At 62.4% G+C, this 21,328-nt stretch carries 15 protein-coding genes; 6 read left to right on the top strand and 9 right to left on the bottom strand.

The window, feature by feature from the left end:
- Positions 1–121: 121 nt before the first annotated feature.
- Positions 122–1,126, bottom strand: coding sequence for a LacI family DNA-binding transcriptional regulator (locus tag HFK74_RS18570; protein WP_180204717.1), 1,005 nt, complete (start codon positions 1,124–1,126; stop codon positions 122–124).
- Positions 1,127–1,316: 190 nt separating this feature from the next.
- On the opposite strand from HFK74_RS18570, the gene HFK74_RS18565 reads away from it, so the two are divergent.
- From HFK74_RS18565 to HFK74_RS18555, 3 genes are read left to right on the top strand one after another with little or no spacing between them, the layout of a single operon-like run.
- A complete protein-coding gene (locus HFK74_RS18565) occupies positions 1,317–2,483 on the top strand; it encodes a Gfo/Idh/MocA family protein (RefSeq protein WP_180204716.1) in 1,167 nt (388 codons plus the stop codon).
- Between the two features lie 38 nt (positions 2,484–2,521).
- Positions 2,522–3,574: a sugar phosphate isomerase/epimerase gene (locus HFK74_RS18560; protein WP_180204725.1), complete on the top strand. Its 1,053-nt coding sequence runs from the start codon at positions 2,522–2,524 to the stop codon at positions 3,572–3,574.
- Positions 3,575–3,618: 44 nt separating this feature from the next.
- Entirely contained in the window at positions 3,619–4,851 is a 1,233-nt protein-coding gene (locus HFK74_RS18555; RefSeq protein ID WP_180204715.1) for a nucleoside permease, read from the top strand.
- Positions 4,852–4,936: 85 nt separating this feature from the next.
- Here HFK74_RS18555 and HFK74_RS18550 read toward each other — a convergent pair whose 3' ends face one another.
- Positions 4,937–5,494, bottom strand: coding sequence for a TetR/AcrR family transcriptional regulator (locus tag HFK74_RS18550; protein WP_180204714.1), 558 nt, complete (start codon positions 5,492–5,494; stop codon positions 4,937–4,939).
- A gap of 242 nt (positions 5,495–5,736) precedes the next feature.
- On the opposite strand from HFK74_RS18550, the gene mexE reads away from it, so the two are divergent.
- The 3 genes from mexE to HFK74_RS18535 are packed head-to-tail and all read left to right on the top strand — an operon-like array spanning position 5,737 to position 11,603.
- Entirely contained in the window at positions 5,737–6,996 is a 1,260-nt protein-coding gene (mexE, locus tag HFK74_RS18545) for a multidrug efflux RND transporter periplasmic adaptor subunit MexE (protein ID WP_180204713.1), read from the top strand.
- Positions 6,997–7,008: 12 nt separating this feature from the next.
- Positions 7,009–10,188 carry an efflux RND transporter permease subunit gene (locus HFK74_RS18540; RefSeq protein WP_180204712.1) on the top strand — a complete coding sequence of 1,060 codons (3,180 nt, stop codon included), beginning with the start codon at positions 7,009–7,011 and terminating at the stop codon, positions 10,186–10,188.
- On the top strand, positions 10,185–11,603 hold the full coding sequence (locus HFK74_RS18535; RefSeq protein ID WP_180204711.1) for an efflux transporter outer membrane subunit: 1,419 nt from the start codon (positions 10,185–10,187) through the stop codon (positions 11,601–11,603). Before HFK74_RS18540 ends, HFK74_RS18535 begins: the two co-directional genes overlap by 4 nt.
- A 48-nt stretch (positions 11,604–11,651) precedes the next feature.
- Here HFK74_RS18535 and HFK74_RS18530 read toward each other — a convergent pair whose 3' ends face one another.
- From HFK74_RS18530 to HFK74_RS18500, 7 genes are all read right to left on the bottom strand, one after another.
- Complete coding sequence (locus HFK74_RS18530; protein ID WP_180204710.1) at positions 11,652–13,235, bottom strand: arylsulfatase; 1,584 nt, start codon at positions 13,233–13,235, stop codon at positions 11,652–11,654.
- An 823-nt stretch (positions 13,236–14,058) separates the two neighbouring features.
- A complete protein-coding gene (locus HFK74_RS18525; protein WP_180204709.1) occupies positions 14,059–14,883 on the bottom strand; it encodes an SDR family NAD(P)-dependent oxidoreductase in 825 nt (274 codons plus the stop codon).
- A 30-nt stretch (positions 14,884–14,913) separates the two neighbouring features.
- Positions 14,914–15,330 (bottom strand): MaoC family dehydratase, encoded by a 417-nt coding sequence (locus tag HFK74_RS18520; protein WP_180204708.1) that lies wholly within the window; start codon positions 15,328–15,330, stop codon positions 14,914–14,916.
- Between the two features lie 14 nt (positions 15,331–15,344).
- Positions 15,345–15,785, bottom strand: a complete 441-nt coding sequence (locus HFK74_RS18515) for a MaoC family dehydratase N-terminal domain-containing protein (protein ID WP_180204707.1) — start codon at positions 15,783–15,785, stop codon at positions 15,345–15,347.
- 29 nt (positions 15,786–15,814) lie between these two features.
- Positions 15,815–16,999 carry a lipid-transfer protein gene (locus tag HFK74_RS18510; protein ID WP_180204706.1) on the bottom strand — a complete coding sequence of 395 codons (1,185 nt, stop codon included), beginning with the start codon at positions 16,997–16,999 and terminating at the stop codon, positions 15,815–15,817.
- 28 nt (positions 17,000–17,027) lie between these two features.
- A complete protein-coding gene (locus HFK74_RS18505; protein ID WP_218953733.1) occupies positions 17,028–18,128 on the bottom strand; it encodes an acyl-CoA dehydrogenase family protein in 1,101 nt (366 codons plus the stop codon).
- A 317-nt stretch (positions 18,129–18,445) separates the two neighbouring features.
- Positions 18,446–21,259 (bottom strand): LuxR C-terminal-related transcriptional regulator, encoded by a 2,814-nt coding sequence (locus tag HFK74_RS18500; protein WP_180204704.1) that lies wholly within the window; start codon positions 21,257–21,259, stop codon positions 18,446–18,448.
- Between the last annotated feature and the right edge of the window lie 69 nt (positions 21,260–21,328).

Below are 21,328 nucleotides of genomic sequence, written 5' to 3'. Positions count from 1 at the left end.
GAGCCTGCTCGCGAAGAGGGCGGCACATTCAGCATGGATGTTGACTGACCCACCGCCATCGCGAGCAGGCTCGCTCCCACAGTTTTATCTTCAGTGAGCACGAAATATGTGGCCGGCACATTCAGCATGACCGTCGGGGCGCCGTGCTGCTGCGCAGCGTCAGCTCGAACGGCAACACCACATGCCGCTGCGGTAGCGGTTTCTTTTCGATCAGCGCAATCAACATCTCGACGGCTTTCTGGCCGAAGACTTCGGCGGGCTGCGCGATGGTCGTCAGCGGCGGGTCGCAGTACGCTGCAAAGGGGATATCGTCAAAACCCACCAGGGAAATGTCCTCGGGCACCCGTAGCCCCTGTTGCTTGATGCGTTTCAACGCGCCGATAGCCATTTCATCGTTTTCGCAGAACAGTGCAGTGGCACGGTCGGGCAGGGCCAGCATGGCGGCTGCGCCGTCATCACCGGCCTTCAGACTGAAATCACCGTGACAGATCAGCGCCGGGTCGCAATCAATCCCGGCCGCAAGCAAGGCATCCTGATAACCGGCCACGCGATCGCGGGTCAGCGGGCTGCTTTTCGGGCCTTTGATCAAACCGATGCGGCGGTGGCCGAGTCCGATCAGGTGTTCGGTCATGGCCTTGGCGGCCGCGCGATTGTCCAGGCTGATGGTTGGATGACGGCCGCCTTGAATCACCTCGCAGGCGTTAACGATGGGCGGCAACTCGGCGTTGGGGAAGGGCGCTTCGAAGGGGTCGTAGGCGCGCAATTGAATCACGCCGTCGGCCTGATGGTTGTACACCAGCTCGGCGAATTCCCGTTCGATCTCCTCGCGGCCCTGGGTGTCGCACAGCAGCAGGCGATAGTTGGCCGCCTGGGCCGCCTGTTGCGCGCCGCTGATCACCCGGGCGAAGAACGTATTGGCAATGGCCGGCACCAGAATCACCAGGTTGCCGGTGCGCCGGGAGCGAAACTGCACCGCCATCAGGTTCGGCCTGTAGCCGGCCTTTTCCACGGCCGCGTTGACCTTGGCCCGCGTTTCGGGCAGCACACGCTCAGGCGATTTCAGGGTTCTGGACACCGTGGCCACCGAGACGCCGGCCAGCCTGGCTACTTCACGGATATTGGACAAAATCACCTCGTTATCGAACCGCGCGGCCGGCGAGCTTAACGCAGTTGGCCATGGGCCGGAATGTTCATCGATTTTAATCCCGGGTTTGACAGGTCTCAAAACTGAGCCTAAATTTCCGCCACGATGTAACCGGTTACATCATCGCCGGGATTCAAGCCTGGAAAGTCCGCTTCGAACAGAGAAGATTGCGATGAACACTGCAGTGCCAAAAACAAGAATGGGCTTTGTCGGGGGCGGCGAGGGCGCCTTCATCGCTCAGGCCCACCGTCAGGCTGCCGGACTCGATGGCCGGTTTGAACTGGTGTGCGGCGCTTTCAGCCGTGACTTCCAGAACAATCGGAACACCGGCGCGGCGCTGGGCTTGCCGGCCTCGCGCTGCTACAGCGACTGGCAGCAGATGATCGAGGCCGAGCGTGCGTTGCCTGCCGAGCAGCGCATGGAGTTGCTGGTGATCGTCACGCCTAACCACTTGCATGCCCCGGTTGCCAGCCAGGCGCTGAGCGCGGGCTTTCATGTGTTCAGCGAAAAACCTGCGGCACTGAACCTTGCCGAATTGCTCGCGCTCAAGGACGTGGTCGAGCGCAGCAACCGCCTGTACGGCCTGGCCCACACTTATCTGGGTTATCCGATGGTCTGGCAGGCGCGCGATATGGTGCGTAGCGGCGTGATCGGTGCGGTGCGCAAGGTCATTGTCGAGTACCCCCAGGGCTGGCTCAGCCAGGATGTGGCCGGGCAGGGCAACAGGCAGGCGCAATGGCGTGACCGACCCGAGCAGTCCGGTCTGGGCGGCTGCATCGGTGACATTGGTACCCACGCCTTTTCCCTGGCCGAGTTTGTCGCCGATCAGCCGATCCAGCAGCTGTGCGCGATGTTGGGCGTGCACATCGCGGGGCGTCAGCTGGACGATGACGCCTCGATGCTGTTCAAGATGGCTGGGGGCGCCAGCGGCGTACTGATCGCCAGCCAGGTCTGCGCAGGCGAGGAAAACCCGCTGAAGATCCGCGTCTATGGCGACAAGGGGGGGCTGGAGTGGCGGCAGGAAGAACCCGCGAGCCTGATCCACCGCGCCCTCGATCAACCCATGCGCGTCTTGCGTTCCGGCGTCGGCCAGCCGTGGCTGTGCCAGGCCGCCAGCCAGCGCATGCGCTTGCCGGCCGGGCATCCCGAAGGCTATCTCGAAGCCATGGCCAATCTCTACGGCGATCTTGCCCGCGCCATCCGCGGCGAGGTTGCGGGGCACGATGCTTCCGGGGTGCCCGGGATCGACATCGGCCTGCGTGGCATGGCGTTCATCGAAACCGTGATCGCCAACCACCGTGGCGACGCCAAATGGACCGAACTGGTCTGCACCCCATGAGTCTGGAGACTGCCGTGATTGACACTGCCCCAATCGGCATGCGTGGCCCGGGGATTTTCCTCGCGCAATTCATGTCCACCGAAGCGCCGTTCGATACCTTGGCCAACATCGCCCGGTGGGCGGCATCCCAGGGTTACAAGGCCATTCAATTGCCGACGCTAGGCACCCGGTTCATCGACCTTGCGCGGGCTGCCGAAGACCAGGACTACTGCGACGAATTACAGGCGGTGTGCGCCCAGGCAGGCGTAGAAATCAGCGAGCTATCGACGCATCTGCAAGGCCAGCTGGTAGCGGTGCATCCGGCGTTCGACGCGCTGTTCGATGACTTCGCACCGGCACATTTGCGCGGCCAGCCCCAGGCACGTACCGACTGGGCCATCGATCAATTGAAACTGGCGGCACGCGCCAGCCAGCGCCTGGGCCTGAAAGCCCACGCGACCTTTTCCGGCGCGCTGCTCTGGCCCTACATCTACCCATGGCCGCAGCGACCGATTGGCCTGGTGGAGCAAGGTTTTGCCGAACTGGCCAAGCGCTGGTTGCCGATCCTCGATTGTTTTGAAGCGGCCGGCGTCGACCTTTGCTACGAGATTCACCCTGGGGAAGACCTGCACGACGGGGCTTCATTCGAGCGCTTCCTGGAGGCGGTCGATCACCATCCCCGCGCGGCGATCCTGTATGACCCGAGCCACCTGCTGCTGCAGCAAATGGATTACCTGGGCTTCATCGATCGCTACCACGAGCGCATCCGCATGTTCCACGTCAAGGACGCCGAATTCCGGCCCGATGCCCGTTCCGGTGTCTACGGCGGTTATCAGGGCTGGGTCGAGCGGCCGGGGCGTTTCCGCTCACTGGGTGATGGCCAGATCGACTTCAAGTCGATCTTCAGCAAGCTGACCCAATACGACTTCGCCGGGTGGGCGGTGCTGGAGTGGGAATGTTGCCTGAAGGACTCCGCGCAGGGCGCCGCGGAGGGGGCGGCGTTCATCGAGCGACACATGATCAGCAAGACCCGCAAGGCGTTCGACGATTTCGCCAGTGTGTCCTCCGACGCGGCGTTCAATCGACGATTGTTGGGGCTGCCTGACGCCTGAACATTTTTCTCTCGCACAAAAACAACAATAAGACGGTGACAATCATGACCACGATGAATGCGCGGCTAAGCGCAATGATGTTCCTGCAGTTCTTTATCTGGGGTGGCTGGTTCGTCACCCTCGGGACCTTTCTCGCCAGTAACCTGGGCGCCACTGGCGGGCAGATCGGCATGGCGTTCTCGACCCAGTCATGGGGGGCGATCATTGCGCCGTTCGTGATCGGTTTGATCGCCGACCGCTTCTTCAACGCCGAGCGCATTCTTGCAGTGTTGCACCTGGTGGGCGCGGTGTTGCTGTACCAACTGTATCGAGCGCCGGATTTCAGCACCTTCTATCCGTTCGTGCTGGCCTACATGATGATCTACATGCCGACCCTGGCTCTGGTCAATTCCGTCGCGTTCCGCCAGATGAGCGACCCGGCGCTGGAATTTTCGCGCATTCGCGTGTGGGGCACCCTTGGCTGGATCGTCGCCGGCGTGGTGATCAGCTTCGTGTTTGCCTGGGACTCACAGGCGGCGATATCGTCAGGCGGGTTGCGCAACACCTTCCTGATGTCGGCGACTGCGTCACTGCTGCTGGGCCTCTACAGCTTCACCTTGCCGCGCACCGCACCGCTCAAAGGCGAATCGGGCGGCGGTCTCAAGCAGATGCTCGGGCTCGACGCCCTGGGTTTGCTCAAGGATCGCAGTTATCTGGTGTTCTTCATCGCCTCCATCCTGATCTGCATTCCGCTGGCGTTCTACTACCAGAACGCCAACCCGTTCCTGGCGGAAATCGGCGTAACCAACCCTACGGCGAAAATGGCCATCGGGCAGGTTTCCGAAGTCCTGTTCATGCTGCTTCTGCCGCTGTTCATCCAGCGCTTCGGGATCAAGATTGCGCTGCTGGTGGGAATGCTGGCGTGGGCGTTGCGCTACTTGTTGTTCGCCTACGGCAACAACGGCGACCTGGCTTTCATGCTGTTCACCGGCATCGCCTTGCACGGCATCTGCTATGACTTCTTCTTCGTCAGCGGCCAGATCTACACCGACGCCAAGGCTTCGGAGCGCTTCAGGAGTTCCGCCCAGGGTTTGATTACCCTGGCGACCTACGGCCTGGGCATGCTGATCGGTTTCTGGGTGGCGGGGCAGGTGACCGACCACTACGCCGCGTCGGCGGGCGGCCATGACTGGAAAAACATCTGGCTGTTCCCAGCCGGTTTTGCCCTGGCGATCTTTTTCTGTTTTTCCCTGGCGTTCAAGGGGCGACAGGCGGTGGCGGTGCAAACCACGGTCTGAGCCTTGCTTGCGATGGTGGTCCGGACAACGCGTTCATTCAGGCAGCATGCGTTATCGTTGACGCCCATCGCGAGCAGGCTCGCTCCTACGGGGAGTCCTGCCAGGTGTTGATCACCGACGTCAGGAACTGCTGGGACAACTCCGGTTTATCCACCGCCCGGGCGATCAGCATGGCGCCGGCGATCGATGCAATGACCCGCAACGCCTGCTGATGTTTTTCCTCCTGGCTTTCGCCTTCCACCAGCGGCATCAGTATTTCGATCAAGCGCTCGATGCCCTGGGTGAAGGATTGGCTGACCGTGCCGCCGGTACGCGCAACGTCGGTCGCCAGCGCGGGAATCGGGCAGCCTTCGGTCCAGTTGTCCAGGTGCTTTTGGGTCAGGTAACCCTTGACCAACTCAGGAATCGATTTGGCGGTTTGCCATGTCTGGATATTGGTCTCGAACGTCCTGCTGACGGCCTCGCAGGCCAGCTGTTCCTTGCCGCCCGGAAACTGCCCGTAAAACCCGCCGTGGGTCAGCCCGACTGAGCGGGACAGTTCGCCGATGCCGATGCCGTCGAGACCTTTCTCGCGGTACAGCCGTGAGGCGGCCGTAAGGATCGCTTCTTTGTTGGCCGCAGCCTTGTCTTTCGTCACTTTCATGAGGTGCTCCTGTGGCCAGCGTGAAGGGCCATTGGCAGGTCGTCGCTGAGAGGGTAGTAATTATGATAGTCATCATATATTGTTGGCGCAAATGTGCGGGCAGGGTAATTCCCTTTTTTTTGCCTTTATACATGATAACTATCATCAATACTGATACCCAAGTTCATTGCGTTCGATTCGTCGTTGCCCCGCGCGAAGCCGAGACTGCGCAAAAAAACCATAACCGTCAGGCGGACCACCCCATGGAACAGTCACTCAAACCTTTGCGTTATCCACTTGCCGCCCTGGCACTCACGATGCTTGCCGCTTGCGATCGTGCACCGGTCGCCGCCAATGCCCCGGGGGCGCCGCACGTCACTGTCGCCAAGGTCATCGAGCAGCCCATCACCGAATGGGATGAAGTGACCGCACGGCTGGAGGCACCGGAAACCGTCGAGGTCCGGCCACGGGTATCAGGGCAGATCGAAAGGGTGGCCTTTACCGACGGGGCGCTGGTGAACAAGGGCGATCTGCTGTTCCAGATTGATCCGCGGCCGTTCGAACATGAAGTGCATCGCCTCGAAGCGCAGTTGCAACAGGCCCGCGCCACCTTGATCCGTACCGGCAATGAAGCGCAGCGTGGTCAGCGTCTGCTCGGCAGCAACGCGATTTCCGCGGAGTTGGCGGACACCCGCAATACCACCGCCCAGGAAGCCCGGGCCGGTGTCGATGCGGTGCAGGCGCAGCTCGATCTTGCCCGACTGAACCTGAGCTTCACCCGCGTCACCGCGCCGATCAGCGGCCGTATCAGCCGCGCTGAAATCACCGCCGGCAACCTCGTCACCGCCGACACCAGCGCAATGACGCGCGTGGTTTCCACCGACAAGGTGTACGCCTACTTCGACGCCGACGAACGCCTGTTCCTCAAGTACGGCCAGCTCTCACGCCAGGGCCAGCGCGGCCAGGCCACGCCGGTGTACATGGGGTTGTCGGACGAGGAGGGCAACAGTCACCTGGGGCAGATGGATTTCGTCGATAACCAGGTCAATCCCAAGACGGGCACCATCCGCGGTCGCGCGGTGTTCGACAACACCGCCGGCCAGTACACCCCGGGTTTGTACGCCCGGCTGAAACTGGTGGGCAGCGCCGCCTATGCCGGCCTGCTGATCAAGGACGAGGCGGTGGGTACCGACCTGGGCAAGAAGTTCGTGCTGGTGATCGATCAGGACAACAAGGCCGTGTACCGCAGCGTCGACCTGGGGCCCAAGCTTGAAGGCCTGCGCATCGTGCGCAGCGGCTTGCAAAAAGACGATCGCATCGTCATCACCGGCCTGCAGCGGGTCCGTCCCGGCGCCGTGGTCGCCCCGCAGGACGCACCCATGGCCGACCCGGAAACGGTCGCGACCCTGACCCGCCAACGCCAGGCCATCGAGGCGGGTAATCAACCTGCAAGCCCATCCTCCACCTCCGTCAAATCACCGGCCCTGGTGAAGACGGATGCGGCGCCCAGCCCTCGCGGATAAGGAAGCACCGACATGAAATTTTCCCAGTTCTTCATCACGCGGCCGATCTTCGCCGCGGTGCTGTCGCTGTTGATCCTGATTGCCGGCGCCATCTCGCTGTTCCAGTTGCCGATCAGCGAATACCCCGAAGTGGTGCCGCCGACCGTGGTGGTTCACGCCAACTACCCGGGCGCCAACCCCAAGGTCATCGGCGAAACCGTGGCGGCCCCGTTGGAGCAAGCCATCACGGGCGTCGAGAACATGCTGTACATGTCTTCTCAGTCGACGGCGGACGGGCGCTTGACCCTCACCGTGACCTTCGCCCTGGGCACCGACCTGGACAACGCCCAGGTCCAGGTGCAGAACCGCGTGACCCGCACCGAGCCGAAATTGCCCGAAGAAGTGACGCGCATCGGCATCACCGTGGACAAGGCCTCGCCGGAATTGACCCTGCTGGTGCACCTGGTGTCGCCGGACAAGCGCTACGACATGCTGTACCTGTCCAACTACGCGATCCTCAACGTCAAGGACGAGCTGTCGCGCCTGAACGGCATCGGTGATGTGAAGATGTTCGGTATCGGCGATTACTCGCTGCGCATCTGGCTCGATCCGGATAAAACCGCGTCGCGCAATCTCACCGCCACGGACGTGGTCAACGCAGTGCGCGAACAGAACCGTCAGGTCGCCGCCGGGCAACTGGGTTCGCCGCCTGCGCCGAATGCCACCAGCTTCCAGATGTCGATCAACTCCCAGGGGCGGCTGGTCACTGAAGAAGAGTTCGAGAACGTGATCATCCGCAGTGGCCCGGATGGCGAAATCACTCGCTTGAAGGACATTGCCCGCATCGAGCTGGGTTCCAACCAATACGCCTTGCGCGCCTTGCTCAACAACCAGGAAGCGGTGGCCATGCCGATCTTCCAGCGCCCGGGTTCCAATGCCATCGACGTCTCCGACCAGGTGCGGGCGAAGATGGCCGAGCTCAAGAAGAGCTTCCCGGAAGGCATGGACTACGAGATCGTCTACGACCCGACCATTTTCGTGCGCAGCTCGATTGAAGCGGTGGTGCACACGCTGTTCGAAGCACTGATCCTGGTGGTGCTGGTGGTGATCCTGTTCCTGCAAACCTGGCGCGCCTCGATCATTCCGCTGGTGGCGGTGCCGGTGTCGCTGATCGGTACGTTTGCGGTGATGCATTTGCTCGGCTTCTCGCTCAACGCGCTGTCGCTGTTCGGCCTGGTGCTGGCGATCGGTATCGTGGTCGACGATGCGATCGTGGTGGTGGAGAACGTCGAACGGAACATTGAATCCGGGCTGGAACCGGTTGAAGCCACCAAGAAAGCCATGGGCGAAGTGACAGGTCCCATCATCGCCACCGCGCTGGTGCTGTGCGCGGTATTCGTGCCGGCCGCTTTCATCTCCGGCCTGACAGGCCAGTTCTATAAACAGTTCGCGCTGACCATCGCCATCTCGACGGTGATCTCGGCGTTCAACTCCCTGACCCTGTCGCCAGCGCTGGCCGCTGTGCTACTCAAGGCCCACGGCGCACCGAAAGACCGCTTCTCCAAAGTGCTGGATCGATTGCTGGGCGGTTGGCTGTTCAAACCCTTCAACCGCTTTTTCGACAAGGCCAGCCATGGCTACGTGATTGCCGTGGCCAAGATCATTCGTGGCAGCAGCGTGGCCTTGCTGGTCTATGCCGGCCTGATCGCCATGACCTATATGGGTTTCAGCACCACGCCGACCGGTTTCGTGCCGACCCAGGACAAGAAGTACCTGGTGACCTTCGCGCAACTGCCGGATGCCGCAAGCCTGGATCGCACCGAATCGGTGATCCGGCGCATGAGCACCATCGCCATGAACGAACCGGGCTTCGACAGCGCCGTGGCGTTCCCCGGCCTTTCGATCAATGGCTTCACCAACAGCCCAAACGCCGGCATCGCCTTCATCGGCCTGAGTCCGTTCGACGAGCGCAAGGACCCGAGCCTGTCGGCCAAGGCGATTTCCGCCTCGCTCAACGGCAAGTTCGGTGAGATCCAGGACGCCTACATCGCCGTGTTCCCGCCACCACCGGTGCAAGGCCTGGGCACCATCGGCGGCTTCCGCCTGCAGATCGAAGACCGCGGCAACCTGGGGTACGACGAGCTGTACAAAGAGACCATGAACATCATCGCCAAGAGCCGCAGTGTTCCGCAGCTGGCCAACCTGTTCACCAGCTACACGGTCAACGTGCCGCAAGTCGAAGCCGCCATTGATCGGGAAAAGGCCAAGACCCACGGCGTGAAGATCAACGACATCTTCGACACCTTGCAGGTGTACCTGGGCTCGCTGTACGCCAACGACTTCAACCGTTTTGGCCGCACCTACCAGGTTAACGTGCAGGCCGAGCAACAGTTTCGCCAGGAGCCGGAGCAGATCGGCCAGTTGAAGGTGCGCAACGATCGCGGCGAAATGATTCCGCTGGCGACCTTCGTCAAGGTCAGCCCGACCTCGGGCCCCGACCGGGTCTCGCACTACAACGGTTTCCTCACCGCGGAAATCAACGGCAGCGCAGCCCCCGGCTACAGCTCCGGCCAGGCCCAGGCCGCGATTGAAAAACTGCTGAAAGAAGAGTTACCCAATGGCATGACCTACGAGTGGACCGACCTGACCTACCAACAGATCCTGTCCGGCAACACTGCATTGCTGGTGTTCCCGCTCTGCGTGCTGCTGGCGTTCCTGGTGCTGGCGGCGTTGTACGAAAGCTGGAGCCTGCCGCTGGCGGTGATCCTGATCGTGCCGATGACCCTGTTGTCGGCGATTGCCGGGGTGATCATTTCCAGGGGTGACAACAACATCTTCACCCAGATCGGCCTGATCGTGCTGGTGGGCCTGGCGTGCAAGAACGCGATCCTGATCGTCGAGTTCGCCAAGGACAAACAGGAGCAGGGCCTGTCGCCGCTGGACGCCGTGCTTGACGCTTGCCGCATGCGTTTGCGGCCGATCCTGATGACCTCGTTCGCCTTCATCATGGGCGTGGTGCCGCTGGTGACGTCCAGCGGTGCCGGTTCGGAAATGCGCCGGGCCATGGGGGTGGCGGTGTTCTCCGGGATGCTCGGGGTGACCTTCTTCGGCCTGCTGCTGACACCGGTGTTCTTTGTGCTGATTCGCCGTTACATCGAACGCAAGCATGTGCGCAAGCAAGCCCATGCTCTGAACCTGGAGGTGCAACCATGAAAGCCTTGAAGTTGTTCTTGCCCAGCCTCCTGGTGAGCGCACTGGCGGCGTGCACGGTGGGGCCGGACTACAAGACCCCGGATACGCCGCCGGCCAACAGCGTGCATGCCCGGGCGGCCAACTACGATCAGTCGCGTTTTGAACGCCTTTGGTGGCAGCAGTTCGACGATCCCACGCTGAACCAGCTGGTGAGCAAGTCCCTGGAAGGCAACCGCGATCTGCGCGTGGCGTTCGCCCGCTGGAAAGCGGCGCGAGCGATTCGCGACGACATCAGCAACGACAACCTGCCGGTGGTTACCAGTCGCGTCAGCAGCGTGCAAGGCAAATCACAAGTACCGGGCCTGAGCGAAAGTCGGGTCAATACTGAGCGCTACGACCTGGGCCTGGACATGGCCTGGGAAATCGATCTGTTCGGACGCATTCAGCGTGCGCTGGAGTCGAGTGATGCCCGGGAAGACGCGGCTGCGGCAGATCTGTATCAACTGCGGGTAACGATGATCGCTGAACTGGTCGACGCTTACGGGCAACTGCGCGGCGCGCAACTGCGGGAAAAAATCGCCCTGGCCAACCTCAAGAACCAGAGTGATTCACGGGCGGTCACCGTCAGCCTGCGCGATGCCGGCGTCGGCAATGAACTCGATGTGGTGCGTGCCGACGCGCGTCTGGCCGCGGTCGAAGCGAGTGTGCCGCAACTGCAGGCGGAGCAGGTCCGGCAGCAAAATCGGATCGCCACCTTGCTCGGTGAACGGCCGGACCAGTTGAGCGTGTCATTGAGCCCGGCGGACCTGCCGGCCATTGCCAAGGCGCTGCCGATCGGCGATCCCGGCGAGCTGTTGCAGCGTCGTCCTGATGTGCTGGCGGCCGAGCGCAGGCTGGCATCGGCGACCGCGGATGTCGGCGTGGCGACCGCCGACCTGTTTCCCCGGGTCAGCCTGAGCGGCTTCCTTGGCTTCACCGCCGGGCGCGGTTCGCAAATCGGTTCCAGCGCCGCCCGCGCCTGGAGCCTGGGCCCGAGCATCACCTGGGCCGCCTTTGATCTGGGCAGCGTGCGCGCTCGCATCCGTGGCGCCAACGCCGACGCCGAAGGCGCCCTGGCCACCTACGAACAGCAGGTGTTGCTGGCACTGGAAGAATCGGAGAACGCCTTCAGCGACTATGGCAAACGCCAACAGCGGCTGCTGTCGTTGATCAAGCAGAGCGAATCAAGTCGCGCGGCGGCCAGCCTGGCGGCGATCCAGTACAAGGAAGGTTCTGTCGATTACCTGGTGTTGCTCGATGCCGAGCGCGAGCGCTTGAATGCAGAGGATGCTCAGGCACAGGGTGAGGTCGACCAGTACCGGGGGATTGTCGCGATCTACAAGGCGCTGGGAGGAGGGTGGGACAGTGGCGGCGGCAAGGTGGCCTCGATCAACTGATGCCAGGGCCGGTCCGCCAACCACCCAAGGGTGATTGGCGGGCGCAGGTCAGGGTCGGGGCTGGTTTTTCATTTCTTCGATTTTCGCGTCCACCGCCGTGCGGATCTGATCGATGCTGAAGCTGGCCGGCTTCTGGCTGGGCGGGTATTCGACGAAGGTTTGCAGGAAGCGGGCGGCCTTGCCCACACCCTGGGCCAGCAGGTAGGAGTTCTTCACCGTCCAGTCGTAATACTGGTTCGAGACGCTGTCTGCCCGCTCATAGGGGTCCATGCGCAGATTGAACAGCTTGGGCACGCGCAGCGGCACGAACGGGCTGCTCCAGACCGCGAAACCGCCGGGCTCGCGTTGTTCGGCGAAGACCACTTTCCAGTTGCCGAAACGCATCGACACCAGCACGCCGTCGTCGTTGAAGTAGTAGAACTCCTTGCGCTCACCTTTGGGTTGTTCACCGGTCAGGTACGGCAACTGGTTGTAGCCGTCCAGGTGCACCTTGAAGTTGGTGCCGCCCGCAGTGGGCGCCCAGCCCTTGAGCAGTTTGTTTTTTACGTCCGTTTCACCCGCCGCCGCGAGCAGGGTCGGGAACCAGTCCATGCCCGAGAACATTTCGTTGGATACCTCGCCGGGCTTGATCTTGCCCGGCCAACGCACGATCGCCGGCACGCGGTAGGCGCCTTCCCAGTTGGAGTTCTTTTCGTTGCGGAACGGCGTGGTCGCCGCGTCCGGCCAGGAGAACTGGTTCGGGCCGTTGTCGGTGGTGTAGACGACAATGGTGTTGTCGGCGATCTTCAAGTCGTCGAGGGTTTTCAGCAGTTTGCCGACGTCGCCGTCATGTTCGAGCATGCCGTCTGCATAATCGTTGCCGGGCATGCCGCTCTGGCCCTTCATCGACTCGCGCACGTGGGTGAACAGGTGCATGCGGGTGGTGTTCATCCAGACGAAGAATGGCTTGTCCGCCTTGGCCTGTTTTTCCATGAACACCTGCGCCGCCGCCGTGGTTTCGTCGTCGATGGTTTCCATGCGTTTGGCGGTCAGGGCGCCGGTGTCTTCGATCTTGCCATCGGCGTAGCTGTGGATCACGCCACGGGGCGTGCGGGACTTGACGAACTCCGGATCGTCCTTGGGCCAGTAGGGGCGCTCAGGCTCCTCTTCGGCGTTGAGGTGGTACAGGTTGCCGAAGAACTCGTCGAAACCGTGGTTGGTCGGCAGGTACTCGTCGCGGTCGCCCAAGTGGTTCTTGCCGAACTGGCCGGTGGCATAACCTTGGGACTTGAGCGCCTGGGCGAGGGTGATGTCACGCTTTTGAATGCCGATCGGCGCGCCCGGTACGCCGACCTTGGTCAGGCCGGTGCGCAGCGGTGACTGGCCGGTGATGAACGACGAGCGTCCGGCGGTGCAGCTGTTCTCCGCGTAATAGTCGGTGAACAGCATGCCTTCGTGGGCGATGCGGTCGATGTTGGGCGTCTTGTAGCCGACCACGCCCATGGAATAGGCGCTGATGTTGGTCTGGCCGATGTCGTCGCCGAAGATCACCAGGATGTTGGGTTTTTCGGCTGCCCCGGCGGTTGCCGATAGCGCCATCACCGTCGTCGCCATCAGGGCGAGTTTCGGCAGCCACTTTGTTATGCGAGTCATTTGACTGGCTCCTTGTTGACGGGCGTCGCGGAGAGCGACCAGTGGCCATGTTCAAACCTCGTCAATAAGACTGCGCCACCCATATCAGGTGGCTGTGACCGGTAGAGATCGTCTTGATTCTCAAGGTGGTTGAAAACCCTATGGTTTGTCGGAACTCCGCATCGCAGCGATGGCGGCCTGACAGCCGACCAGCCACTCGCGGATGTACTCGATTTACTGTAGGAGCCCGGCTTGCCGGCGATGGCGGCCTGACAGCCGACCTGGATTTTGTTGACTGGGTACATATCCATTCCTGCGGTAACGGCCACCTATGGTTTCGCCCTTACGGCGAGTCACTTGGAAAAACGGAACGCCGCCCGGCCCTAAGTAACCAAGGGCTCTTGCCCCTGACGTTCGGTGGCTCGCTGGGGCTCGGGGTACCCTCGCTCCGGTCCTGCTCCGTGGGCCCATCGCGGCGACCCACGGAGCAATGCCGGAGTGAGGGCATGCCGAGCCTAAGCGAGGCACCGAGTGGTGGGGCAAAGCCTTTTGGTTCCTTTTTGGCGTTTGAAAAAGGGACTCGCCGTAAGGGCGAAACCATAAGCTGCCGTTACCGCAGGAATGGATATGTACTCAGACAACAATCTCCCAGAGGCTTTGACGCGGTATGGATCAACGTTGGTAGAGGCCCCGATGGAGGTCGTTACAGGTTGACGGCCAGACTCAGGGCGTGATGGGGCAAGAAAATCAAAAGCCAAAGCCAAAGCCAAAGCCAAAGCAAAAGCAAAGCGAGGCGGCCGGCCTGATCGGAAGCCCGGACGGACGCTCGCTCCTACAATTTTGCCTACTGCAGATTGCCCGCCACAGCAATGGTCTGCGCCGTGATGTAGTTCGACTCCGGCGAGCAGAACAGGTACACCGCGTCCGCCGCTTCCTGCACGGTACCCGGGCGGCCCAGCGGGTTGCGCTGGGCGAATGACTTGGCGGCCTCCGGGCTGATCCCGACGCGAATGTCACGACCTTCGATGTTCACCGTGGCGCCGGCATGGGCGTCGGCCTTGGTCATGCGGGTTTCGATGAAACCGAAGGCCACGGCGTTGACGTTGACCTTGAAGCGCCCCCATTCACGGGCCAGCGCGCGGGTCATGCCGATCACACCGGCCTTGGCCGAGGAGTAGTTCATCTGCCCGGCGTTGCCGTTGAGGGCCGAGACCGAGGAGATGTTCACTACTTTGCGGAACACCTCGCGCTCTGCCGCCGCATCGGCCTGGGCCTGGGCCTTGATGATCGGGTAGGCGGCGCGCAGGATGCGGAAGGGCGCGGTCATGTGGCAGTCGAGGATCGCGTACCACTGCTCGTCGCTCATCTTCTGGATCACGTCATCCCAGGTGTAACCGGCGTTGTTGACGATGATGTCGATGCCGCCGAAGTGGTCCATCGCGGTCTTGACGTAGCGATCACCGAAGTCCGGCGCACTGACGTTGCCGTGGCAGACAGCGGCCTGCCCGCCCAGCTGGCGGATCATTTCAGCGGTTTCGTGGGCCGGGTCGGCGTCCAGGTCGTTGATCACGATGCGTGCGCCTTCGCTTGCCAGTTTCAGGGCGATCTGCTGGCCGATGCCACGGCCGGAACCGGTGACCAGTGCGACTTTTCCGTCGAGTTTTGCCATGGGGTGTTGCTCCTCAATGATGGGGTGTGTTTACAGAGCGATCACGGCGTCGCCAACGATCCTGGTCTCGCCGTATTGATTGGTGGTGCGCACTTCGACCCTGATCCGTTGCTCGCCGTCGACCTCAAAGCGGTCGACCACGGTGCCCGTGCAGGTGATCTGGTGACCCAGGTGAGTAATGCCGAGAAAGCGCACGCCGAACTCGCGCAACTGGCGCTGATCGGCCCACTGGGTCAGCAGGCGGCCGAGGTAGGCCATCGACAACATGCCGTGGGCGAACACATCGGGCATGCCGGCGCGGCGCGCGTAATCGGTGTCGATATGGATGGCGTTGTGATCACCCGACGCACCGGCAAACAGCGCCAGGGTGGTGCGGTTGATCGGTGGCAGGGCCAGCGCTGGCAGGCTGTCGCCGATATTGATTTTTTCCAGGCTTATCGCGTTCATCAGGGTTCTCCGCTTCAGCTGTTGCGCTGCACGAGCACGCTGCGCAGGTCCGCGACGTGCTCACCGTGCTGGTTGGTGACTCGGGTTTCGCGCACCACGAACTCCAGGGCGCCGGCTTTCTTGTCGTAGATGTCGGCGATGCGCACATCGAAGCGCAAGGTGTCGCCGGCATGGGCCATGCGGTGATAACGGAACGACTCTTCGCCGTGGAGGATGCGCGCGGTGACGATCCCCAGTTCGTCGCGCCAGGCGTTGGACGGAATCTGGAACTCCAGCGAGAACAGGAAGGTCGGCGGCAACGGCAGGTTGGGGTAACCGGCATCGCGGGCGGCTTGCTCGTCGAAGTAGATCGGGTTGGTTTCCCCGGTGGCCTTGGCGAAGAAACGCAGTTGCCCGGCTTCGGCGGTGACGAGGAAAGTGGGCAGCTGTCTGCCGATGTGTTTTTTGTCGATCATCTGAATGGCTCCTTTGCCTGGCAGGCGCGTCAGTTCTTCTGGTACACGGTCACCACGCAGGCGCCGCCCAGGCCGAGGTTGTGCTGCACGGCGACACGCGCGTTGTGCACCTGGCGCTGCTCGGCGGTGCCGCGCAACTGGTGGGTCAGTTCAAAGCACTGGGCCAGGCCGGTGGCGCCCAGTGGGTGGCCCTTGGAAAGCAGGCCGCCGGACGGGTTGGTCACCCATTCGCCGCCATAGGTGTTGTCGCCATCGTTGACCAAGCGCTCGCCAGCGCCTTCTTCGCACAAACCCAGGCCTTCGTAGGTCAGCAGTTCGTTTTGCGCGAAGCAGTCATGCAGTTCGATCACGTCGATGTCTTTGGGGCCGATGCCGGCCTGGTTGTAGGCGATGTCGGCGGCCATGCGCGTCATGTCGAAACCGACCACGCGGATCATGTCCCTGGCGTCGTAGGTGCTCGGCAGATCGGTGGTCAGCGCCTGGCCGGCCATCAACACATCGGTGCGCAGGCCGTGTTTTTTCGCGAACGCCTCGGACACCACGATGGCCGCAGCGGCGCCGCAGGTGGGCGGGCAGGCCATCAGTCGGGTCATCACGCCTTCCCACAACATCGGGGCGGCCATGACTTCTTCGGTGCTGACCACGTTGCGGAACACCGCCAGCGGGTTGTTGGCCGCGTGGCGGCTGGCCTTGGCGCGGATCTTGGCGAAGGTGTCCAGGCGGGTGCCGTACTTCTGCATGTGCGCAAAGCCTGCGCCGCCGAACTGGCGAATCGCATTGGGCAGGTCCGGCATGCCGATCAATTCGTTGGCCAGCAGCAAGGCACGTTCGGTGGCCGGGGCGCGGTCGGTCCAGGCGGATTTCAATGCGCCCGGGTTCATGTGCTCGAAACCAAAGGCCAGGGCGCACTCGACCGCGCCGCTCTGCACGGCCTGACGGGCGAGAAACAGGGCGCTGGAACCGGTGGCGCAGTTGTTGTTGACGTTGACCAGCGGTATGCCACTCATGCCCACGCGGTACAGGGCTTTCTGGCCGCAGGTGGAGTCGCCGTAGACGTAGCCGGCATAGGCTTGCTGGATGTCATTGAAGTCCAGTCCCGAGTCGGCCAGGGCCTGGCGAATCGCCTGTTCACCCATGACGTCGTAGGGCGCGTTGGTCCCCGGTTTCTTGAACTGGATCATGCCGACGCCAGCCACGAATACCTTGTTGCTCATCGTGATTTTCCTTTTTTGTTTTTGAGGGTCAGAGCTTGCGCGCGATCATTTCGCGCATGACTTCACTGGTGCCGCCGTAGATGCGGTTGACGCGCATGTCGACGAAAGCGCGGGCGATCGGGTACTCCATCATGTAGCCGTAGCCGCCATGCAGCTGGACCATGTCGTCGATGCATTTCCACAGGGTTTCGGTGGTGTAGAGCTTGGCGATCGCCGCCTCTTCGAGGGTCAGCCGGCGACGCATGTGTTCGCCCAGGTAGTAGTCGACCATCACCCGCATGGCGGTGGCCTGGGCCTTGATATCGGCGAGCTTGAATTTGCTGTTCTGGAAGTCCCAGACGGTCTGGTTGAAGGCCTTGCGGTCCTTCACGTACTCGACGGTTTGTTCCAGCAGACGCTCCAGCTTGGCGGCGGCGGACACGGCGATGGAGAACCGCTCTTGCGGCAACTCGCCCATCAGGTAGGTGAAGCCCAGGCCCTCTTCGCCGAGGCGGTTGCCGACCGGTACGCGGACGTTGTCGAAGAACAGCTCGGCGGTGTCTTGCGCATGCTGGCCGACCTTCTCCAGTTTGCGACCGCGCTTGAAGCCGGTGCGACTGGCTTCCACGGCGATCAGGCTGATGCCCTTGGCACCGGCGGCCGGATCGGTCTTGCACACGACGATCACCAGGTCAGCGGTCAGGCCGTTGCTGATGAAGGTCTTGCTGCCATTGATCACGTACTCGTCGCCATCGCGCACCGCAGTGGTACGCACAGCCTTGAGATCGCTGCCGGTGCCGGGTTCGGTCATGGCAATGGCGAGGATGATCTCGCCGGCGCAGATGCCCGGCAGCCACTTGCGCTTCTGTTCTTCGTTGCCGCAGCGATTGATGTACGGGGCAATCACGTCGGAGTGCATGCCGAAGTAGGCGCCACTCACCCCGGCCCGGGCGAACTCTTCGTTGAACACCGCGCAGTGGCCAAAATCACCGCCGCCACCGCCGTATTCGATCGGCAAGGTGATGCCGAGCAAACCTTCACGCCCGGCCTTGAGCCAGGTTTCACGGTCGACCTGGCCGGCCTTGTCCCAGGCCGCCTGGCGCGGCAGGCATTCACGCTCGAAAAAACGTCGGGCGGTGGTGCGGAACATCTCATGGTCGTCGCGGAAAACGGTTCGGGCAATGTGCACGCAAGACTCCTCAATGATCACGGGCCGGCCTGGGCCAGGCTTCGACGCAGGCGCGAGTTGCGCCTTTGGACTGAGGGTTACGATAGGGTGGGGAGGCTGGCGGGAACGCCACCCGAGGCGGGTGGCGGGACAAGAATCAGTGATCGGAATGCACTGCAATCCACTGTGGGAGCTAGCCTGCTGGCGATGGCGGTGTGTCAGCCCACATCGATGTTGCCTGGCACACCGCCATCGCCAGCAGGCTGGCTCCCACAGGGGTTGTTTCTGGTCTGGAGATTTTAGGGAGGAGTGCCGGCATCGCCCTGCGATTCCAGGTCGCGCACCCGCGCCACCGCTTCATCGCGGCTGCTGACGCCCAGCTTGCTGTAGATATGGCTCAGGTGCCATTTCACGGTTTCCGGGGACAACCCCAGGGCTCGGGCGATCTTCTTGTTGGGCAGGGCCTGGGCGAGCAGGCGCACCACTTCGATTTCCCGTTCGCTCAACGGCTCCATGCCGGTGGCAAGCGGTTTGCTTGGCGTGGCCGCGGAGGGTTTTGCCGTGGGTACCGCAGGCGCCTTGACCTGGGCTTCCTGCAGGCGTTCGACATAGAACGCCAGCACCGGGTCGAGTGCTTCCTTGCTGGCGATGTCACAGATCAGGTCCAGTGCATCGGGGTGGGCGTCGAGCAGGCTGCGCAGCAGTCCGTATCGCTGTCCGCGTCGCAGGGCTTCCAGGACTTTGTCGCGGGCGGCCTGCGGGTTGCCGCGCTGGGACTCGATCACTGCGCTGAGCACCAGCAGGCGCACCACGCCGAGTTGGCGACGGTACAATTCGCAGGTTTGTATCAGCTGTTCGATACGCTTCAACGCCCCGTCCAGATCACCTTGGGCCAGTTGCCAACGCGCTCGTGCATTTTCGGCCAGGACATGGATTTCCTTGAGTGCCGTTTGCCCGGCATCCGGGTGGCGCGCATCAATGGCCTCAAGCCGCGTCAGTTTCGCGTGGGCCTGCGCGGATTCACCCAGGATCAACAACCACCTCACCTGCCAGGTCAGGCAGTACGCTTGCAGGCGCTCCAGTCCGAGTTTGATCGCGTACTCGTCGAGCCGCTCGACGTAGGCCAGGGCTTCCTGATGGTTGCCCGCCAGCCATTGCACATTCCACAGCACCTGCATGACGCGCAATACCGAATCGGGAATCGAGATCCGCTCGAGAATATCGACCCAGCCCGACAGCAGTTTGAACGCAGCATCCACATCATTGGTTTCGTAGAGCACTTCGCCCAACAACGCGGCAGAGAGGTAAGTCGCGTCGGCACCGGCCTTGCCGCAATCGGCAGCTTCATGCATCACATCCCGGTAAACCCGTTCGGCCTGTTTCATCTGGCCTTCGAGGGCGTGGGTCAATCCCAGCATGCAGCGCCCTTGAAGGCTGCCTGCCGTTGTGCCCAGCAGCGGCTCACCATTGATCAGCAGGGCAGGCCGATCGAGCTGCACCTGACGCGCTTGTTCGTACTCGCCCCGGTGCATATAGAGCCAGGACAGGATGTTGGCGCAGGAGCCAATCGCAACGGCATTGCTGGCGGGCGGCGGGTTGAGCAGTTGCGGCAGTACGGTCATCGCCGCGTCCGTGTCATCACGTTGCAGAGCCAGGGAGGCCCGCAACAGCGCGATCATGAAACGATCATGGACTTCGTTTTCGGGCACGTCCCGGAACAGTTGATCGAGGCTGTGGGCGCATTCCCTGAAATCCCGGGCATAAAGCTGCAGCCGGGCCTTGAGAATGCGCAGTTTTACCCGCGCCAGCACCTGTTCGACCGGCAACAGTCGAACCAGCTCGATCAGTATCCGCAAGTCGCCATGGGCATACAGTGCTTCGGCGTGTTGCTCCACCAGGTCCGCGGCACCCTCGGGGTCGCCGGCCATGACGGCGTGGTGCACCGCTTCATCCAGGAGCTGGTGATCACGAAACCAGGCCCATGCCCGCGCATGCACGGCCTGTTGTTCGCCCGCGCTGCGCGAATCGAAGTATTTGAGCAGCGTTTCACGCAATAGCGGGTGCAGGCGATACCAGGTTTCACGTGCGGCGCTGTCCACCGGGATCAGGAACAGGTTATCCCGCTCCAGGCGTGCGAGAAGCGCATTGGCCTCGCTGACGGCCTCCGGGTTGCCGCTGAGGGCGGCGCACAGCGAGGCGCAAAAGCGGTTGCAGACCGCCATGAGCAGCATCAGGTCCAGGTCCGTCGGCGACAGATGGGACAGCACCTCGACTTCGAAAAACCTTGCGAACGCCTGGTCGTCCCGCACCTGGTCGGTGGAGGCCACGGCCGGGCGGTTTTTCTTGCGGCTGACAGCGAGCAGTTGCAGCCCGGCAACCCAGCCATCGGTCAGTTCATGCATCAACTTGGCATCGCGGGCGCTGATGTCGCCCAGCTGTGCCTTGAGAAATTGCTCGGACTCAGCCGGTGTAAAGCGCAAATCGCGCAAGTTCAGTTCCAGCACCAGCTCCTGGCTGCGCAAGCGCGCCAACGAAAGGGGCACGGCACTGCGCGACACGAGGGCAAGGTGCAGATTGGCGGGTGCGTAGTCGATCAACCATTGCAGGGCCTGGTGAATGCCGACGTCGGTCAGGTGATGCAGGTCGTCGAGCACCAGTACCAGTTCTCGAGCGCGACTGGCAATGCTGCGCACCAGGGTGATGACCGTGCGCTCCACGGCCTCGCCGTCGATGCCGCGGCCTTCCAGTTGAGTGGCTTCGTAGACCAGATTCGGGTCGATCTGCCCGAGGCTGGCGAGTAGATAGTCGAGAAACCGCGTCAGCTCGTTGTCGTCGGCAGACAGCGTCAGCCACGCCACATCGAAACCCACTGCAAGCAACCCCTGGCGCCAGGCGATCAGCGTCGAGGTCTTGCCGCATCCGGCCGGGCCCTTGAGCACGATACAGCGCTGACGGCGAGCCTTGAGCATTTGCTCCTGCAGGCGGTCGCGGGAAATCAGGCGCCCGGCACTGCGCGGTGGCGTCAGTTTGGTGCTGACGATCGGAGACTGGACCGCAGTGAAGACCTGGCTGGCAAGGGTGTCCGATGCATTGGACTTGCGGTGTTTGTCCATGGGGCTTTCCGATTCTTTTTTATTGTGTGAGTGCGTCGAATCCCTTCGAGTGTAACCCAGACCATGGGC

The sequence above is a fragment of the Pseudomonas sp. SbOxS1 genome (genome assembly GCF_013416725.1).
Classification (GTDB): Bacteria; Pseudomonadota; Gammaproteobacteria; order Pseudomonadales; family Pseudomonadaceae; genus Aquipseudomonas.
This window is presented reverse-complemented; position numbering and strand designations above follow the sequence as displayed.

Bases quoted from the DNA above. Each gene is read 5' to 3' on its own strand.
- HFK74_RS18565 (WP_180204716.1), top strand. From the start codon at position 1,317: ATGAACACTGCAGTGCCAAAAACAAGAATGGGCTTTGTCGGGGGCGGC.
- HFK74_RS18560 (WP_180204725.1), top strand. From the start codon at position 2,522: ATGCGTGGCCCGGGGATTTTCCTCGCGCAATTCATGTCCACCGAAGCG.
- HFK74_RS18555 (WP_180204715.1), top strand. From the start codon at position 3,619: ATGACCACGATGAATGCGCGGCTAAGCGCAATGATGTTCCTGCAGTTC.
- HFK74_RS18550 (WP_180204714.1), bottom strand. From the start codon at position 5,494: ATGAAAGTGACGAAAGACAAGGCTGCGGCCAACAAAGAAGCGATCCTT.
- mexE (WP_180204713.1), top strand. From the start codon at position 5,737: ATGGAACAGTCACTCAAACCTTTGCGTTATCCACTTGCCGCCCTGGCA.
- HFK74_RS18540 (WP_180204712.1), top strand. From the start codon at position 7,009: ATGAAATTTTCCCAGTTCTTCATCACGCGGCCGATCTTCGCCGCGGTG.
- HFK74_RS18535 (WP_180204711.1), top strand. From the start codon at position 10,185: ATGAAAGCCTTGAAGTTGTTCTTGCCCAGCCTCCTGGTGAGCGCACTG.
- HFK74_RS18530 (WP_180204710.1), bottom strand. From the start codon at position 13,235: ATGACTCGCATAACAAAGTGGCTGCCGAAACTCGCCCTGATGGCGACG.
- HFK74_RS18525 (WP_180204709.1), bottom strand. From the start codon at position 14,883: ATGGCAAAACTCGACGGAAAAGTCGCACTGGTCACCGGTTCCGGCCGT.
- HFK74_RS18520 (WP_180204708.1), bottom strand. From the start codon at position 15,330: ATGAACGCGATAAGCCTGGAAAAAATCAATATCGGCGACAGCCTGCCA.
- HFK74_RS18515 (WP_180204707.1), bottom strand. From the start codon at position 15,785: ATGATCGACAAAAAACACATCGGCAGACAGCTGCCCACTTTCCTCGTC.
- HFK74_RS18510 (WP_180204706.1), bottom strand. From the start codon at position 16,999: ATGAGCAACAAGGTATTCGTGGCTGGCGTCGGCATGATCCAGTTCAAG.
- HFK74_RS18505 (WP_218953733.1), bottom strand. From the start codon at position 18,128: ATGTTCCGCACCACCGCCCGACGTTTTTTCGAGCGTGAATGCCTGCCG.
- HFK74_RS18500 (WP_180204704.1), bottom strand. From the start codon at position 21,259: ATGGACAAACACCGCAAGTCCAATGCATCGGACACCCTTGCCAGCCAG.